Annotated in this window: 15 protein-coding genes; 11 read left to right on the forward strand and 4 right to left on the reverse strand. The window is 61.1% G+C overall.

Translation table 11 applies throughout. The features are described from left to right. The first annotated feature begins 21 nt into the window (after window positions 1-21). The 6 genes from phnD (at window position 22) to ARC39_RS05185 (ending at window position 5,988) form a co-directional block, all read left to right on the forward strand. On the forward strand, window positions 22-936 hold the full coding sequence (phnD, locus tag ARC39_RS05160; RefSeq protein WP_438273253.1) for a phosphate/phosphite/phosphonate ABC transporter substrate-binding protein: 915 nt from the start codon (window positions 22-24) through the stop codon (window positions 934-936). Between the two features lie 78 nt (window positions 937-1,014). After that, entirely contained in the window at window positions 1,015-1,809 is a 795-nt protein-coding gene (phnC, locus tag ARC39_RS05165) for a phosphonate ABC transporter ATP-binding protein (RefSeq protein ID WP_068111027.1), read from the forward strand. Window positions 1,810-1,856: 47 nt separating this feature from the next. After that, on the forward strand, window positions 1,857-2,648 hold the full coding sequence (gene phnE / locus ARC39_RS05170) for a phosphonate ABC transporter, permease protein PhnE (protein WP_438273254.1): 792 nt from the start codon (window positions 1,857-1,859) through the stop codon (window positions 2,646-2,648). Beyond that, entirely contained in the window at window positions 2,649-3,464 is an 816-nt protein-coding gene (gene phnE, locus ARC39_RS05175) for a phosphonate ABC transporter, permease protein PhnE (RefSeq protein WP_068111033.1), read from the forward strand. It abuts the gene before it with no gap. Then, window positions 3,461-4,366 carry an HAD-IIA family hydrolase gene (locus tag ARC39_RS05180; RefSeq protein WP_236545127.1) on the forward strand — a complete coding sequence of 302 codons (906 nt, stop codon included), beginning with the start codon at window positions 3,461-3,463 and terminating at the stop codon, window positions 4,364-4,366. The genes phnE (ARC39_RS05175) and ARC39_RS05180 overlap by 4 nt, the downstream gene beginning before the upstream one ends. 773 nt (window positions 4,367-5,139) lie before the next feature. After that, the gene (locus ARC39_RS05185; protein ID WP_068111039.1) at window positions 5,140-5,988 is read left to right on the forward strand and encodes an HTD2 family dehydratase; all 849 of its coding nucleotides are present in this window, start codon (window positions 5,140-5,142) and stop codon (window positions 5,986-5,988) included. 72 nt (window positions 5,989-6,060) lie between these two features. Here ARC39_RS05185 and ARC39_RS05190 read toward each other — a convergent pair whose 3' ends face one another. Together ARC39_RS05190 and ARC39_RS05195 are read right to left on the reverse strand one after the other, a co-directional pair. Beyond that, window positions 6,061-7,554, reverse strand: coding sequence for a tripartite tricarboxylate transporter permease (locus ARC39_RS05190; RefSeq protein WP_068111041.1), 1,494 nt, complete (start codon window positions 7,552-7,554; stop codon window positions 6,061-6,063). Then, a complete protein-coding gene (locus ARC39_RS05195) occupies window positions 7,554-8,072 on the reverse strand; it encodes a tripartite tricarboxylate transporter TctB family protein (RefSeq protein ID WP_068111043.1) in 519 nt (172 codons plus the stop codon). The genes ARC39_RS05190 and ARC39_RS05195 overlap by 1 nt, the downstream gene beginning before the upstream one ends. Before the next feature lie 178 nt (window positions 8,073-8,250). Between ARC39_RS05195 and ARC39_RS05200 the strand changes: the two genes are divergently transcribed. Beyond that, window positions 8,251-9,561 carry a LysR family transcriptional regulator gene (locus ARC39_RS05200; protein WP_068111046.1) on the forward strand — a complete coding sequence of 437 codons (1,311 nt, stop codon included), beginning with the start codon at window positions 8,251-8,253 and terminating at the stop codon, window positions 9,559-9,561. Here the strand turns inward: ARC39_RS05200 and ARC39_RS05205 are convergent. Then, window positions 9,521-10,540, reverse strand: coding sequence for an NAD(P)-dependent oxidoreductase (locus ARC39_RS05205; protein WP_068111048.1), 1,020 nt, complete (start codon window positions 10,538-10,540; stop codon window positions 9,521-9,523). The genes ARC39_RS05200 and ARC39_RS05205 overlap by 41 nt on opposite strands. Before the next feature lie 273 nt (window positions 10,541-10,813). Between ARC39_RS05205 and ARC39_RS05210 the strand changes: the two genes are divergently transcribed. From ARC39_RS05210 to ARC39_RS05225, 4 genes are all read left to right on the forward strand, one after another. Continuing rightward, a complete protein-coding gene (locus ARC39_RS05210; RefSeq protein ID WP_068111051.1) occupies window positions 10,814-11,791 on the forward strand; it encodes a Bug family tripartite tricarboxylate transporter substrate binding protein in 978 nt (325 codons plus the stop codon). 118 nt (window positions 11,792-11,909) lie between these two features. Then, on the forward strand, window positions 11,910-12,671 hold the full coding sequence (locus tag ARC39_RS05215; protein WP_068111053.1) for a methyltransferase domain-containing protein: 762 nt from the start codon (window positions 11,910-11,912) through the stop codon (window positions 12,669-12,671). 35 nt (window positions 12,672-12,706) lie between these two features. Beyond that, a complete protein-coding gene (locus ARC39_RS05220) occupies window positions 12,707-13,441 on the forward strand; it encodes a methyltransferase domain-containing protein (protein ID WP_068111057.1) in 735 nt (244 codons plus the stop codon). A gap of 72 nt (window positions 13,442-13,513) precedes the next feature. Continuing rightward, a complete protein-coding gene (locus tag ARC39_RS05225) occupies window positions 13,514-14,071 on the forward strand; it encodes a DsbA family protein (RefSeq protein ID WP_068111060.1) in 558 nt (185 codons plus the stop codon). 437 nt (window positions 14,072-14,508) lie between these two features. On the opposite strand, the gene ARC39_RS05230 is transcribed toward ARC39_RS05225, so the two are convergent. After that, the gene (locus ARC39_RS05230; RefSeq protein WP_068111063.1) at window positions 14,509-16,491 is read right to left on the reverse strand and encodes an alpha/beta fold hydrolase; all 1,983 of its coding nucleotides are present in this window, start codon (window positions 16,489-16,491) and stop codon (window positions 14,509-14,511) included. Window positions 16,492-16,514 lie beyond the last annotated feature (23 nt).

A 16,514-nucleotide genomic window follows, 5' to 3' on the forward strand; every position in this document is an offset into this window, starting at 1 on the left:
GCGGCTGCCGCTTTGGCCTGGATGCCGGCCTCCGCGCAGGATTGTCCGCGCGGAGACCTCGACGAACGCTTCTGCGATGCGGACGGCGACCTGATCGCAGACATCCCGACCGACGAATCGATGCTGATTGACCCGGACACGCTCGTGTTTGCCTTTACGCCCGTGGAGGATCCGGCGGTCTACAAGTCGGCATGGGCGGATTTCCTGGTCCATCTGGAAGAAAAGACCGGCAAGAAGGTCATGTTCTTTCCCGTGCAGTCGAACGCCGCCCAGATCGAGGCGATGCGGTCGGGGCGCCTGCACATAGCGGGCTTCAATACCGGCTCCAATCCTCTGGCGGTCAATTGCGCAGGCTTCCGTTCCTTCGCGATCATGGCGGCCACCGACGGCAGCTTCGGCTACGAGATGGAGATCATCACCTATCCTGGCTCCGGCATCGAGAAGGTCGAGGATATCAAGGGCAAGCAGCTTGCCTTTACATCACCCACGTCGAACTCTGGTTTCAAGGCGCCCTCGGCGATCCTCAAAGCCGATTACGACATGATCCCGGACCGGGATTTTGAGCCGGTGTTTTCGGGAAAGCACGACAATTCGATCCTCGGCGTGGCCAACAAGGACTACATGGCAGCCTCGATTGCCAATTCGGTCATGCACCGGATGATCAGCCGGGAAGTCGTGACAGAGGATCAGTTGGTGTCGCTCTATCAGTCGCAGACGTTCCCGACGACGGGCTACGGTACAGTCTACAACCTCAAGCCGGAGCTTCAGGAAGCGATCCGCGATGCGTTCTTCTCCTTCGAATGGGAAGGTACGTCGCTTGAGGAGGAGTTCTCGAAGTCGAACGAAGGTCAGTTCATTCCTATCACCTATCAGGAATACTGGGACGTGATCCGCAAGATCGACGCAGCGAACGGTGTGAGCTACGCCTGTGAATGAGTGATCCCATGGGCGGCTCCGCACGGGCCGCCCAACACAGGGCGATTGGCCCAAGACGTTGAATTCACAGGAGCTGCCATGCTGCGGCTAGAGAGCCTGACCAAGACCTACAAGACCGGCGACAAGGCGTTGCAGAGCGTCGACCTCGAAGTGCCCGAGGGGCAGGTGCTGGCACTGATCGGACCGTCCGGCGCGGGCAAATCGACCCTTATCCGATGTATCAACCGGCTGGTCGAACCGACGAGCGGCAAGGTCTGGCTGGGCGAAACGGAACTGACGACGCTGAACCAGCGCGCGTTGCGCCGGGCGCGGCGCCGGATGGGAATGATCTTTCAGGAATATGCTCTGGTCGAGCGGCTGACGGTGATGGAAAACGTGCTCTCGGGCCGGCTCGGCTATGTCGGTTTCTGGCGCAGCCTCACGCGGCGCTATCCGCAATCGGATGTAGACGAAGCCTTTCGTTTGCTGGACCGTGTCGGTCTGCTCGCGATGGCGGACAAGCGGGCCGATGAACTCTCCGGCGGGCAGCGCCAGCGGGTCGGCATCTGCCGCGCGCTGATCCAGAATCCGGAGCTTCTGCTGGTGGACGAACCCACGGCTTCGCTCGATCCCAAGACCAGCCGCCAGATCATGCGCCTGATCTGCGAGTTGTGCGACGAGCGTGGGCTTGCGGCGATTATCAATATCCACGACGTGGCGCTGGCGCAGATGTTCGTGCAGCGGGTGATCGGCCTGCGCACCGGTGCGATGGAGTTCGACGGTGCACCCGAGAAACTGACGCCGGAGGTGCTGACCGCGATCTACGGCGAGGAGGATTGGGAAGCCACGATCCGCAAGGTCGAGGAAGAGGGCGAAGAGGTGGCCGCCCAATGACGACATTTGCCGAAGGTACCCTGCACACGCATCGCGAGCTTGACGACATGCTGGGCCAGCGCTGGCGCAAGCCGCGCTTCATCAAGCGGCCCTGGCTGCGTTGGGCGCTCGGGATCGGGTTCATCGTCTACATGATCGCTGCCGTTTTGACGGTCGAGGTCAACTGGGCGCGGGTCTACGAGGGGCTCGACCGCGGCGCGCAGTTCGTGCTGGCCTTCACCAGCCCCGATTTCACTAGCCGCGGCGGCGACATCTGGGACGGCATGGTCGAAAGCATCATCATGACCGTTGCAGCCTCGGTTGTTGGCATCGCGATATCGATTCCGATCGGCCTCGGCGCGGCGCGCAACATTGCGCCGCTGCCTGTCTACCTGATCTGCCGCGGTATCGTCGCAATCAGCCGCGCGCTGCAGGAGATCATCGTGGCGATCCTGCTGGTGGCGATCTTCGGATTCGGCCCGCTCGCCGGTTTCCTGACGCTCAGCTTCGCCACCATCGGCTTCCTTTCCAAGCTGCTGGCCGAGGATATCGAGGCGATGGACCGGGTCCAGGCGGAGGCGATCAAGGCAAGCGGGGCAAGCTGGATGCAATGGATCAACTACGGCGTGCAACCGCAGGTCATGCCACGGCTTATTGGGCTTTCAATGTACCGGATCGACATCAACTTCCGGGAAAGCGCGATCCTCGGGTTGGTCGGAGCGGGCGGCATCGGGGCGACACTCAACACCGCCTTCGACCGCTATGAATACGACACGGCCGCGGCGATCCTGATCCTGATCATCGTGATCGTCATGGCGCTGGAGTACCTCTCCGGCATGATCCGCGCGCGGGTGCAGTAGATGCCGGTCTCTCATACAGATGGCTTGGCGGTCTGGCGAAAACGCACCCAGGGCCAGGCACTGGTCATGTGGGTCTGCTGGCTGCTCGGCGTCGCGGTCTTCGTCTATTGCTGGCAGCGGATTTCCGAGGCAACGACATGGTTCTTCGTCTGGGACGCGCCACGGATTGCAAATGACATCTGGACCCGCGCCACGCCGCCCCGCTGGGACTACATCGCGCAGCTCGGCCGCCCGGTCTGGGATACGCTGAACATTGCCACGCTCGGAACGATGATCGCGCTGTGTATTGCGGTGCCGGTGGCCTTCATGGCGGCGCGCAACACGACGCCGTCGCGGCTTTTCGTCCGCCCCATCGCGCTGCTGATCATCGTCTCCACCCGTTCGATCAACTCTCTGATCTGGGCGCTGCTGCTGATCGCGATCATCGGGCCGGGGGTCTTTGCCGGCATCATCGCAATCGCGATCCGCTCGGTCGGCTTCTGCGCCAAGCTGCTCTACGAGGCGATTGAGGAGATCGACGAAAGTCAGGTGGAGGCGATCACCGCCACCGGAGCCTCGCGCTGGCAGGTGATGACCTACGGGATCGTGCCGCAGATCCTGCCGGCCTTTGCCGGGATCGCGGTGTTCCGCTGGGACATCAACATCCGTGAGTCCACCGTTCTCGGGCTTGTCGGGGCAGGGGGGATCGGCTTGCAGCTGCAGGCCTCGCTCAACGTTCTGGCCTGGCCGCAGGTGAGCCTGATCCTGCTGGTGATCCTCGCCGCGGTGGTGCTGGGCGAATGGGTGTCGGCGAAGGTTCGGGGCGCGATCATTTGAAGACCCTATCGTCAGACGCGGCGCTCGATTTCTACGAAGATGTCCGGCACCGGCTTCCTGCTTCCACAGGACGCGGGGATTGTCATGGATGCGCCAATCTCTCGCAGCTTCTGGATGCATACGACGTCTTCCTCCTCGATGCCTTTGGCGTTCTCAATATCGGGGACGAAGCCATTCCAGGGGCGGCGGACCGGATCGCCGCGATTCAGGCGTCGGGCAAACGTGCCATGGTGCTGACGAATGCGGCCTCGGTCCCGAGCGCCGCGCTGGTCCGCAAGTACGAGCGGCTGGGGTTCCGTTTCAATGCCGAAGACGTGGTGTCCAGCCGGGACGTTCTCATCTCTGCTTTACGTGGCGAGGTGCGGCGCAGATGGGGCGTGATGGCGGATGCCGCGCTGCAAGACGGTGACTTGGATTGGTTGGACGCCGTCTATCTCGAAGATAGGCCGGCAGAATATGAGGCGGTAGACGGCTTTCTCATGCTCGGAAGTGCTGGCTGGACAGAGAACCGCCAGGCGCTTTTGGAGGCGGCCCTGCAAAAGCGCTCGCGCCCTGTGTGGGTCGGCAATCCCGACATCGTTGCCCCACGTCACTACGGTTTTTCGGTTGAACCCGGTTTCTTTGCGCACCGTCTCGCAGACAGGGTCGCTGTCAGGCCCCGTTTTTTTGGAAAGCCGTTTCCCGGCATCTTTGAGGAGAGTTTCGCGCGCCTCGGCGACGGGCTGGACAAATGCCGCACGATCATGGTCGGCGACAGCTTGCACACCGATATTCTGGGCGCGCGAAACGCGGGTATCGCCTCTGCGCTTGTCGCAGGCTACGGCTTCCTTGCAGGCAAGTCTGTGCCGGCCGCCGTTGCGCGCACCGGGATCGCTCCGGACTATGTGCTTGAGCGTCCATAGTCGTTCCAAATCCGCTATCGGCGGGAACATCTCGTCTCCTGAGGCAGAGAGGACCTCAAGCCGGTACCGGGGCGGCTTCAGCCACACAACCGTCGGCGAGCCAACACTACGGCGACAAAAGACAAACGCGACGCGTGCGACATGGCTGTCAAGACACAGGCCATGCCAAGACAACTGGATATTCTTTTGTGGGAGATTGGATCGCGCCATTTGATGACATGACGTGACCCCGCTCGAATTCTCTTTCGTACGCCGCGAGATCGTCCGTGGTGCGTTTGTACGGCACATCCAAATCGCGAGAGAAGCATACGGCATTGGAAACCGAAAGAAATCCAGCGAAACACCGCGGGCGGTCGGAAGCCGACCGCATCGATCGGTTCCGAGCCAACAAATGGCATTGTACGGGAACGTAGCGTGGCGGACTTTGAGAGAGAGGGGCGTTGGTTGGCCATTCGGGCAGACAGACAGCCCCCCACTAATCCGGCGCCCAAAATCGGCAGTATGGCGCCCGCACTGGTCGTGGGGCTAGTGCGTATTCGTCTCCCTCCGCGCCATCCGGGACTTTGAAACGCGGCAGGCACCCGCATTCCCAGACAGTATTTTCGATGATAGGGATTCGTCGAAAATGTGCGCGGGGTGTAGAAGGGACGTTTCACCTATCGAATAGTTGCGCCGCCCTTCACAGTACTGAGCCGGGGCGGAGCCTTGGAACTTGGGGGCCTTGGCGCTCCCAGAAATCTAAACCCCAAACGCCCTTAAGCGCCCAAAGAGACATGAGTGGTATCGAAAAAAGCCCCGCCCTCGAAGACTGGATAGGTCGCACGGCAACGGAAAGAGACACGCTCGATCCGCGCCCAGCCAATCTGATGCAGAGCATTCTTCCGGTCGGCGGAGAGCTTGCGACGGGAGATGCGCTTCCGCCCCTATGGAACTGGCTCTACTTCCATTCCCCACAGCCACTTGACGCATTGGGCCGCGATGGTCACCCAAAGAAGGGTGGTTTCTTGCCACCGGTGCGGCTTCCGCGACGGATGTGGGCGGGAGGCAGGTTTGAATTCGCCGATGATCTGCGCATTGGCGACGACATCCTGAAGCAGTCGAGAATCCTCAACGTTGCCACGAAGTCCGGACGAACCGGAGCCTTGTGCTTCGTGACGGTCGAGCATCGCTACGTACGCGACGACCAAACAATCTGGCGCGAGGAACATGACATCGTCTACCGCGAGGACCCGGCGCCCGACCAGCCACTGCCCGCGCCCGTTCCCGCGCCACAGGATTTCACAGATCGCGAGACGATTACCCCGTCCATCGTCATGCTGTTCCGCTATTCTGCGCTGACCTTCAACGGTCATCGCATTCACTATGACCGGGAGTACGCCCGCAACGTCGAAGGATATCCCGACCTCGTGTTCCACGGCCCGCTCACGGCAACATTCCTCGCGGAATTCGCCAGACGACGGTCCTCCGGACGCATGTCGACATTCAAGTACCGCGCTGTGAGCCCGCTCTTCGACACGGCCTCTTTCGGCATTTTTCTCAATCGCGAAGACGGCCACACAACCGCCTGGGCCTGCAGACCAGACGGTCACTTGGCGATGCGGGCCGAGGCGACATTCGAATAGCTCGGTGCACGCGGTTTTATAGCGTTGGGCGTTGTCGAGGGGGACGCGTTGATCGTGCCCCGTCCGGTCCGGCTATTCTTCCAGCGGTTGCCGTGCATCACCGCGCCGGCGGCCAAGGCTCGTCCAGCCCAGCACCAGCACGAAGAGACCGAGCATGGTGAGATTGATGGGGCCGCTGAAGAGGCTCAGGAAATCACCCTTCGCGAGGAGCATTGCGCGGCGGAAGTTCTCTTCCAGCAGCGGGCCCAGCACAAAGCCCATCAGCATTGGAGCGGGCGAGATATCAAGTAGCCGCATGAAGTAGCCGATGAGCCCGAAGCCAAGCAGAACGCCGATGTCGAACACGCTTGAGTTCAGGGAGTAGACCCCGATGCAGATCATGCAGATGATGACCGGATAGAGCAGGTGGTAGGGGATCTTCAGGAGAGAGACCCAGACGCCGATGAAGGGAATGTTCAGGACCAGCAGGAAGAGATTTCCGATCCAGAAGCTGGAGACGATTGCCCAGAACATGTCGAGATTCTCGCGCATGAACTGAGGCCCCGGCGCGATCCCGTGCAGCATCATTGCTCCGAGCAGGATCGCCGTCGTCGTCGTGCCCGGGATACCCAAGGCGAACGTTGGAATGAAGGCCGTTTGAGCAGCAGCATTGTTCGCCGCTTCCGGCCCGGCTATCCCCTCGACGATCCCGGTCCCGAACCGCTTCGGATAGCGCGAGACTCGTTTTTCGATCACGTATGCGAAGAACGAAGCGAGTGCGAGGCCGGCGCCAGGCAATGGGCCGACGACACTTCCGACGGCCGTGCCCCGCAACATGGGAAAAGCGGATTTTCGCATGTCTTCGCGTGCGGGCAACAGGGACCGCATGGTGATCCGATCCCGGATCATGGGCGCACTGTTAGAGGTGATCGACCAGATGAGTTCGGCGACACCGAAAAGGCCCATGGCGACGATCACGATGCTGATGCCGTCGAAAAACTCCATGCGCCCGAAGGTGAAGCGCGGGATGCCGCTCTGTACATCGGCACCGACCAGGCCGAACAGAATGCCGAGAGCCAACGACGCCAGACCCTTGAGCGCGCTGCCCGGGCTTACCGTTGCTGCCATGATGAGGCCCAGCAAGAGAGCGACGAAATACTCCTTGCTTTTGAACATCAGAGCAAACTCGAGGAAGATCGGGGTCGCGGCGACCAGGATCAGGATTCCAAGCGTGCCGCCCACGAAGGAGGCGATTGTCGTCATGAAGAGCGCGACCCCTGCGCGTCCATTCTGCGCCATTGGATAGCCGTCGAGGCAGGTCACGGCGTTCGAGGGGGTGCCGGGAAGGTTGAGCAGGATGGAGGCGGTCGATCCTCCGTATTCCGCCCCGTAGTAGACACCGGCCAGCATGATGATCGCCGTTGTCGGATCGAGATAAAACGTTATCGGAAGAAGCATCGAGATCGCGGCAAGGGAGCCTATGCCCGGCAGCACGCCGACGGCGGTTCCGACCAGTACACCGAAAAAGCAGTAGGCAATGTTCCCCAGGCTTACCGAGATTGCGAGGCCGTTGAGGATCTCCTCCATCAGAAAGGGTTCCTTAAGGCTTGTACCGGAAGTCCGAGCGCCACGATGAAGATCAGCCAGCAACCGATGGCAACGGCGATGGCGAGGCCGGCAACGGCCAATGGACGGCTCCTGGCCGACCCCATCGCGGCGATAGTTGTCGTTCCGATCAGGGCCGGTGCCAGGCCCGTCGATTTGACGAGAAGGCCGAAAGTCGCGACCGCTGCAAATACTGCAAAAACCGGGCGGAGTTCGACATCTGGAAACCGTGCGGAGGTGCGGAATGCACGGAGTGCGATGATAAGTCCGAGACCGAGCGCTACAAGGCCGACGGCAGCGGGAACGAAACCCGGACCGATCTGGCCAGCAGGTGCTTCCGGAAGGTTCCGGGCCGCCAGGAAGAAGGCCCCGCCGACCATCGCGACGGCGATGCCGCCGACGAGGTCTCGAAGATCAACCGAAATCATGTCGTCCCCCAGCTTCGATCCGCCATACCGTTGCCGTTCCTCCCAGCTTGGCCGCCTTGTGTCGGGAAGCATGTTCCCAGTTGCCCGAGAGTGACAAGGCGCGCGTCCCAAAACTAATCGCGGCGGCAGAGGTTGGATTGGCAGTCACATCGCCAAGGGCGCACAACGGAATGAGTTCCTCGTACAACGCTCTGGCGTGGCACTATCGCATGTGGCACGCTTTCAGCGCGGTACCGGCCGGGAGGAGGGCATGGGGCAACGCATCACCGAGATCAGGGGCGTTCTGTTCCCGAATCCCCGGCACCTGCGGGCTTTCAGCCTGACCGCTCGTCTCAAGAGCGTGAAGAGGGCGGCAGTCGAGATGTATCTCTCGCAGCCGGCGGTCACGCAGGCCATCGCAAATCTGGAAACCGAGTTCGGTCGCAGCTTCTTCGAGCGCACACCGAGCGGAATGCTCCTGACGGACGTTGGCGAACTCTTCCTGAAGCGTGTGAACCGGGCCCTGGCGGAGCTTTCGCGCGGGTGCCCACGGCGCGACAAAGCGGTCGCCAGTTCACCTGGCGCAACCGGTGACAACAGTCACTTCCTAACTGCCGCCTCGATCCGGGTTATCATCGAAGTGGCGGACAGCGGGAATCTCGAATTGGCGGCGCAGACGTTGCAAACCTCTCGGGCTTCCATTCAGCGGACCATGCGCGGCATCGAGGCGGCATTCGGCGAGAACCTCTTCGTCCGCTCCTCAACGGGCGTTCGGTTATCCGATCCGGGTGCGCAGCTCGCTCGTGGCGCGAAGCTCGCGCTGCGCGAGCTGGAGCACGCCCAGGAGGAGATCGAGCACTTCGACGGACAGAAAGTCGGACGCATGATGATCGGATCGCTGCCGCTTTCGTTGGTAGAGGTGGTGCCGCTCGCCATGATGCGGCTTCTTGACCAATATCCGGACCTCAGTGTGCGCATTGTCGAAGGATCTTACCAGCATCAGCTGTCCTGGCTGCTGGATGGCGATCTCGATATGATCGTCGGCGCGCTTCGAAGCCCGCCATCATGCGAGGGGATCGTTCAGTATCCGCTATTCGACGACCAGCTCCACGTGGTGGTGCGCCGAGGTCATCCACTGACGCGGCTGACGGCGCCGTCGCTGTCGGACACGATCGGGTACGCCTGGGTCCTTCCCCGCCCCGGAACGCCGACGCGAGCCTTGTTTCACAGGGCATTCCGGCGACGCGCACTTGCCGAACCGAAACGACTCCTCGAGGTCAGTTCGCATGCATCACTCCGCTCCATCCTGAGTGGGAGCGACCGTGTCGCGCTCATTTCGCGCCGCCAGATCAGGTTCGAGGAGGAAGCCGGTTTGTTGACCGTTTTACCCATCGAGTTGGACGAAGCGTCGCGAACCATAGGAATAGTGACGCGATCCGATTGGGAGCCGAGCCAGACGCAGAAGCTGTTCATCCGCGAGCTCAGGAAAGTCGCGCTCGAATATGCAGACGACGGCGAACGGGACGAGGATCAACCCGGACTCAATAGAATTCGAATGGGTACCTTCCTGGCACCGGGATGAAATTGTCCGTGAGACCTTGAATCGCGGTAACGCCCATTTCCCAACGCGCCTCGACGGAACTCGCGCCAACATGTGGTGTGGCGATCATATTCGGAAGCCGCAGCAACCGGTCGTCGGTCGGCGGTTCTTCGTCGAACACATCGAATGCCGCTGCGCTGATCCAACCTTCGGTCAGGGCGCGGTAAAGTGCAGCTTCGTCGACGATGCCGCCCCGTGCGGTATTGATGAGGACGCAATCCGGCCGCAAGGCACGCAGGGCGTCAGAATCATACAGCTGTTGTGTTCGGGCGTTCTTGCTGAGGTGGATCGAGAGGACTTCGGAGCGGGCATAGAGTTCTGCAGGCTCCACGGCCTCGACGCCAAACCGTTCGTATATTTCGCTTCGATCCTTGGTGTCGCACCCAAGTACCCGGCACCCGAAAGGTTGCAGCAGGCGAATGAACTCGGTTCCGATTTCGCCAACGCCATGCACGCCGACCGTGCGGCCGCTGAGTTGGCGACCGAGGCGTGTAAGAAGGCGCTTGCCTGCGCGAATCTCGACATTGCAGGTTACGACCTGACGAAGGGCAGCGATGGCGAGACCGATGGCGAGTTCCGCAACGGCGCACTTGTTCACACCTGGCGTCCATCCAAGGCGAACGCCATTTCGGCGCATCGCCTGCGGATCGATACCGTCTAGACCTACGCCGAGCTTGGAGACGACACGCAGGTCCGGAAGAGCGGAAAGCACACGATCGTTGATCTTTTCGAACGAGATTATCGCGGCATCGCAACCCTGCAGGTATGCGATCGTGTCGTCTTCGGTCTTGTAGTGGACATCGCCTTCGAAGTTGATTTTCGACTGTGGATAGAGTTCCAGCAAACGTTCCACGAGTCCCGGGTGCTGAGCGAAGGAAACCGCTGGAACGGCGATCCTGGTCAGCGGCGGCGCCCCGGAGTTTCTGCCTGCCGGCAATTTCTTTCGCGTGTTCTGGTCCATGTCTTCTTGGGCCGTCTATTGAATTTGTGGTGCAAGTGCAAAACCGTTCTCCGAACGCTAGCAGGACTCCACGGCCACGCGGGCAGGCGCAACACACATCTTATCTGCCCGGCTCATATCCGATTGGATCACGAAGCGAGCGTTTCCCCAAGATAGTGCGACCAGATTTGGTCACTCGGCTACCGTGTCAGACGCGCACGAAAGCCGGGGATCTTTGGATCCTTGGAGACGCATCCGAAGATACCGACCGAAACAACGAGGGGAGGATCATCAATGAAAGTACTCAAGAGTTGCGGCGCGGCAAGGACCGTGATCGCCGCGATCGTCGCGGCGGCAGTCACCTCGCCGGTCCACGCGCAAGATTACCCGGACAAGCCGATCAATTTCGTGGTCGGCTACTCCGCGGGCGGGTTTGCCGATACGATGGGACGTATCTTGGCACAGGGGGTGAGTGATCGTCTCGGGCAACCGGTTGTCGTTGAAAACAAGAGCGGTGCCAGCGGAAATATCGCGGCTGCGAGTGTCGCCGCCTCGGAGGCCGATGGCTATACGGTGCTGGTCACAACGTCGAGCCTCGGGCTCTCTCAATCGCTCGGTAAGCCGCTCGAGTATTCCATCGAAGACATAACGCCGGTCGCGATCCCGGTGTCGTCTGCGGAAACACTTGCGGCGCATCCCTCCGTCCCGGCGAGCAACGTCGAGGAATTGCTCGCATGGGCCAAGGAGCAGGACACGGTCTCTCTCGGAATCGCGGGAGTCGGTACGGGATCGCAAGTTGCGATGTCGTATTTCCTGACCAAACTCGCGGGTTTGGATAACGTGCTTGAAGTTGGCTACAAGGGTGGCTCCAAAGCGCGGCAGGCGGCCATCGCGGGAGAGGTTCAACTGATCGGATCGTCGAATTCGGTCTATCCGGTAATACGCGAGGGTCTGCTGAACGGCATCGCCATCGCCGCCCCACAGCCCATTGGCGCTTTGCCCGATACCAAGACTTTCGTCGAGCAGGGCTTTGACGGCTTCGTGGCCTCCTCCTGGGTCGGGCTTTTTGTGCCGGCAGGGACGGAACCGGCCATTCAGGAAGCTTTGAACGCGGCAGTCAACGACATGCTCACTGACCCCGACGTCATTGCGAAGTTCGAACAGGCCGGCGTGATGATGGAGGCGCGCAGCCTTGACGATACGAAGACCTTCTTCACCGAAGACACCGCGGGGTGGGCGGAGATGATAGGTGCGCTCGGCCTCGGCAGCTAGGGCAACCGCACGATCGCATCGGAAAGTCCGGTCCGGCGGTGGACAGCCGCCGGGCCGGAACCGGGGCGCCACTGTCTCCGGAACCGACAAAAAGCGCCGGCACATCGGAAAGGGCCAAATGGGCAAGATACGCGTCGATCTGGAAAAACCGCTCCCACGGGCGAGTTCCCCTTGGGACAACATGCAACCTTCGGTAGCGGCGCGTCTCGGTGCGGATGTGTCGAACGCCGAGGAGCGGGAGAATTGGGCCAACGCCTTCTTCTTCGGCGGGCTGCCGTACATGTGGCGCAAGGCAAATGTCGTGCTCGACATGATCTATGAGCTTTGCGACCTGCGAGCAGGCTCCCGCGTATTTCTGATTGGCGAAGCGTTGGAGGAATGCGGTTTCGTCGATGCCATTCGCGCACGGATCGGACCGTCGGGCGAACTGATGGTCATCGACATTCAGAGCGACTGTCGAAAGGCCGTGCAAGACGGGGCAATTGGCCGTGACGGTAAGCGGGGAACGTTCAGATACGACTATTGCACGGATTTGCCGGACAACAGTTTCGATGCGGTCCTGAACCTGCAGGGTGTCAGTCACGCCGACAACTGGTCTGAGGCCGCTGCGGAGTTCGTGCGGATTCTGAAGCCGGGCAGACCGCTGGTAATGGCCGGGATCACGCTTGGTGGGCCAGAGCAGGTCTTCAAGATCAGCCAGGACCTGTGTCTGGACCACTTGATAGCAAAGATCATGGCCGGTCTCGGGAGAAGCCTGGAGGATTTCCCGCACTGTGCCCCAGCAGAATTGAGGCGCGCCTTCGCGGACCGTCTTGAAGACATGGCGGAATTCGAGTGGTGCGGGCTGGAGGTGTTCTGGGGCAGGACGCCAAAGCGCTGACATGCCCCTCGTGTAATGAACGGGAACGGACAAGGATGTTGGAAATAGACGGACAAAAGGTCTCGCCGTGGGATCTCATGCAGCAATTCGATGCGGATCGCTTCGGGCAGGACATCTTCGATCCAAAAGAGCGTGCGCGTTGGTGTCGGGCGATCATGACGGGTGGGTTGCCGTACATGTGGCGGATCGCGCGACCGATGCTGGATGAGATTTACCGAATCGCGGAAATCGAGCCGGGACACAGGGTCCTGTTGTTCGGCGAGTCATTGGAAAGCTGCGGATTCATCGACGATGTGAATCGACTGGTTGGGCCATCAGGGGAGGTGGTTCCGATCGATTTCCAGCAACATGCACGCGACATGCAGATTGCCGAGTACCGGGGCAAGAACGGGATTATCGGTACATTTCCCTACGACTTTTTCGGCCACCTCGACGACGAGGATTTCGATGTCGTTCTGAACCTTCAGGGCATCGAACACGCCGAGGACTGGACCGAAGCCGGCCGCGAAATGCTGCGGCTTCTCAAACCGGGCCGACGGCTTGTCATGGCCGAGATCTTCATGGTCAACAGGGAGTTGCCGTTCAAGATTAAGACGGACCTGCACATTCAACATCTCTTCGACAAGATCTTTTCCGGTATGGGCCGCACGTTGGACGAGCGTCCCTATTACAGCCATGAGGATCTCGAAGAAGCGTTCGGTTCCATGTTGAGCGATACCGATCATTTCGAATGGCGCGGCCTGGAAGCGTTCTGGGGCCGGAAGCCGTGAGGTCGCGTGCAGTTCGGCGGGTCCGGAGGCGACGGGGCGCATTGCGGTCACGAGGTTAGGTCGGGAGTTCACATGGTAAATGGAAGTTTCTGGGACTCCGTGACGTGGGGGCATGGGGAGAAGCTAAGCGAGTGGTTTCTCGAACCGACCTGTCCGCACTGTGGCCGGGCGTTCGGAAAGCTCAAACCCTTGCTCGCCAGGGCAGGGGAGGACCAGCTCTCGGTTCGTCTCATTATTCACTCTCAGCCCTGGCACCTGTTTTCCGGAACCGCCAGCCGCGCTGTGCTTGCGGCGTCGTTGTTGCCAGACGGTCGCGATGCAGCGTGGCGGGTTCTCGCGGCGATTTACCAGAACCGGGAGGAATTCGTCGCGACCGAGCACAGTCACGGACCCAACATGGAGGTTTCGTTGTCGTCCATGTTGAAACGGATCGAGCGATACGCCGGCGTGGAGCTGCGCGGCGCTTTCGAAAGCCAGTCCGCGACGACGCTACTGAAGATGCACACGCGCTATGCGCGGCAGAACGGTATCCACGCCTCGCCAACTGTCATGGTGGACGGCATCGTCAATGAAACGATCGGCAGCCGGGACGAGGTTGAATCATGGCTCGCGGCTCTGGATCTTGCCTGACGCGGTCGCGTCCCAGGGGAACCAACTGGGCCGAACATAATGACCTCGCTCTGGATTGGCGGATGAGAGACGATTCCAATAGCGCCTCCACTCGGTACGCGTGCGGATCGGTGTCGGCGTATCCAATCAGGAAGATCAGCGATCGCTCGGTCAGGAATGTGAAGCGGCAAACATTGCCGGGGTGACCTGTTGCGCCTTCTGGTTGCGTAACCCCGGTACGCTCTCAACGGATTGGACCCAACCTGCTGCCGAGCGTGGCGGTTTCCGAGCCGTGGCCGGCATCGACTCAGGCGGTCGATTCCTGTCCTCTCGCGCGGAATAACGTGCCGAGAAGGCACTCACTCAAGGAGGCGTCGGGTCGATTGCGTCCGCACTGGAGCCGGTAATCCGCGGACGGGGACGCTCGCCACACGGATCTCAACCGAAACCGGCATTTTCTATAGCGGAAGTGGATGGAGGGTTCCGTCCGGCAGCATTACTGGCGGGCGCAGGTCGGCGATGCAGGAGGTGTCAAGTTTCCCGTCCGGGTTCTCGATGAAGGCCTCCGTGATGTCGCGAGCGCATTGGCTGAACAGGATGGTGCCATGGCCGGATTCCGGTAAAACGAGATTCTGCCCGTTGCTCAGTGTCTCGGTTGCGATTGCGCCCCAGGAATAGGCCGTCTGGGTGTCGATCTCGCCATTCATCGCCAACACCGGCAGGTCGCTTTCCACCGGCTCCAGCCAGTTTTCGCGCGGCACGGGTGTGAAGACCTCCTTGCAAGCCTCGAAGAAGACCGGGATCTCGGCCTTTAGGATCTCTTGCATCTTCGGACCGAACGGCAACCGCGCGTTCTCGGCGGTAAGGCCTGCCTCGGAGTTGAAACCGTCGACGAAATCCTCCTGGCAGGCATAGACCATCGCCTCGAACTCCCCTTCGACCGCGTCTTCGAGCGCCTGATTGTCCTCGCCGATCAATGCGTACACCCGCACCAGATCCGCCATATCCATCGCCAACGCCAGCGTGCTCAGCCGGTTGGCGGGTTCACCGGAAAAATGCGCGGCGATCAGGCCGAGAAGCCCCTGTGCATCTGGCTCCGCAAAGCGAAGCCGAAGGTAGTCGCCACCCACGGCAATGCGGGCTTCGCGATCCGGCAGGGCCTTGATCGCGGCCTCCAACGCATCGTCGAAATACTCTGCAAGCCCGACATTGGCTGTATCGTCCGCGATGTCGCTCTCAAGCTGTGTGATCGCGCCGCGGGCCATGTTGGTATTGACGTCTATCGTTTTCGCTGCGGTCAGCGCCGCGTTGACCAACGTCATCTCGTCGCCCGAAAGGCCGGCCGCTTGCGCCTGCGCAAGCAGCGTCTCCGCCGTTCTGGAGGGCGGAAGCTGGCCGGAAAGGATCTGCGACAGGATCGTCGTGTCGCCCTCTTCCAGCTGACTCACCATAAGTGGCGCATAGGTGGAGAGTTTCGCCGGGTTCTGGCTGCGGCGCTTGTTCCTGTCATCCAGCACGCCGAGCAATTCCATCGCCCCGAACGGGTCACCGGCCACCTCCAGCGGGTTTTCCACCAGTTCTTCCATCAGCGCGAAGTACCGGTCGGTGATACCCGGAAAGGCCTCCGAGCAGGTGGGGTCCGCCTCGCAGGGAGCGAAGGTGTTCTCGATTGCCAGCGTATGCGGCGTGATGAGTTGGTCATAGAGATGCACCTGCGGCGGGGCGACCCCGTCGAGGATCACCGCGCGGATGTTGGGGACCTTCTGGCGCAGCGCCTCCAGCGTCAGCTTTGTGCCGTAGGAGACGCCGTAGATATTGTATTCCGGGTACCCGAGCGCCGACATAAGCGCGCCCACATCCAGAGCGTTCTGTGTCGTGTTCATCTTCGTGATGTCGATGCCTCGGCTCTGGATTTCTTCCACGCAGCCGCGAACGAATTCCAATTGGAGCTCCGGCACCTCCTTGCCGCCAAGGCTATCGACTGCATCGCCGAGGCTGTCGGCAACGGTATTGAAGCAATCCATGTCGGGCGCGCTTGCATCCACACCGCGCTGATCGAAGGTGATCAGGTCGCGTCGTTGGCGAAGGTGATCGAAAAAGCCGCTGACGGCGGCGACCGATCGAACCGCGCCACCGCCAGGCCCGCCATGCAGATAGATTACCGGGTCCGGAGCAGGGGCCAGCGAATGCGACTTGTAGACGATCCAGCTGAGATTCATCTTCCGACCGCCCGGAACCTCGTGGTCCTCGGGCACTTCGAGCGTACCGCAGATCACCGTCTCGCCCTCGATCTCGGCTGGCGCGACCGGGCGCGCACAGGGTGCGATTTCCAGTGCATAGGACGAATCTGCGCTGCCATCGGTCAGGTTCGGGAAATTCGACGTCTCGGGCTCGCCCGCGATGAGCGCGGCGACAAGGGCAAAGATCTGGTCGGGGGTCACTGGAATGTCCTGTTCCGTTGGGT

The organism is Tropicimonas marinistellae (assembly GCF_001509585.1).
GTDB lineage: Bacteria > Pseudomonadota > Alphaproteobacteria > Rhodobacterales > Rhodobacteraceae > Tropicimonas > Tropicimonas marinistellae.

Excerpts from the sequence above, each read along its gene's own strand:
- phnD (WP_438273253.1), top strand. The coding sequence starts at position 22 with ATGCCGGCCTCCGCGCAGGATTGTCCGCGCGGAGACCTCGACGAACGC.
- phnC (WP_068111027.1), top strand. The coding sequence starts at position 1,015 with ATGCTGCGGCTAGAGAGCCTGACCAAGACCTACAAGACCGGCGACAAG.
- phnE (WP_438273254.1), top strand. The coding sequence starts at position 1,857 with ATGCTGGGCCAGCGCTGGCGCAAGCCGCGCTTCATCAAGCGGCCCTGG.
- phnE (WP_068111033.1), top strand. The coding sequence starts at position 2,649 with ATGCCGGTCTCTCATACAGATGGCTTGGCGGTCTGGCGAAAACGCACC.
- ARC39_RS05185 (WP_068111039.1), top strand. The coding sequence starts at position 5,140 with ATGAGTGGTATCGAAAAAAGCCCCGCCCTCGAAGACTGGATAGGTCGC.
- ARC39_RS05190 (WP_068111041.1), bottom strand. The coding sequence starts at position 7,554 with ATGGAGGAGATCCTCAACGGCCTCGCAATCTCGGTAAGCCTGGGGAAC.
- ARC39_RS05195 (WP_068111043.1), bottom strand. The coding sequence starts at position 8,072 with ATGCTTCCCGACACAAGGCGGCCAAGCTGGGAGGAACGGCAACGGTAT.
- ARC39_RS05200 (WP_068111046.1), top strand. The coding sequence starts at position 8,251 with ATGGGGCAACGCATCACCGAGATCAGGGGCGTTCTGTTCCCGAATCCC.
- ARC39_RS05205 (WP_068111048.1), bottom strand. The coding sequence starts at position 10,540 with ATGGACCAGAACACGCGAAAGAAATTGCCGGCAGGCAGAAACTCCGGG.
- ARC39_RS05210 (WP_068111051.1), top strand. The coding sequence starts at position 10,814 with ATGAAAGTACTCAAGAGTTGCGGCGCGGCAAGGACCGTGATCGCCGCG.
- ARC39_RS05215 (WP_068111053.1), top strand. The coding sequence starts at position 11,910 with ATGGGCAAGATACGCGTCGATCTGGAAAAACCGCTCCCACGGGCGAGT.
- ARC39_RS05220 (WP_068111057.1), top strand. The coding sequence starts at position 12,707 with ATGTTGGAAATAGACGGACAAAAGGTCTCGCCGTGGGATCTCATGCAG.
- ARC39_RS05225 (WP_068111060.1), top strand. The coding sequence starts at position 13,514 with ATGGTAAATGGAAGTTTCTGGGACTCCGTGACGTGGGGGCATGGGGAG.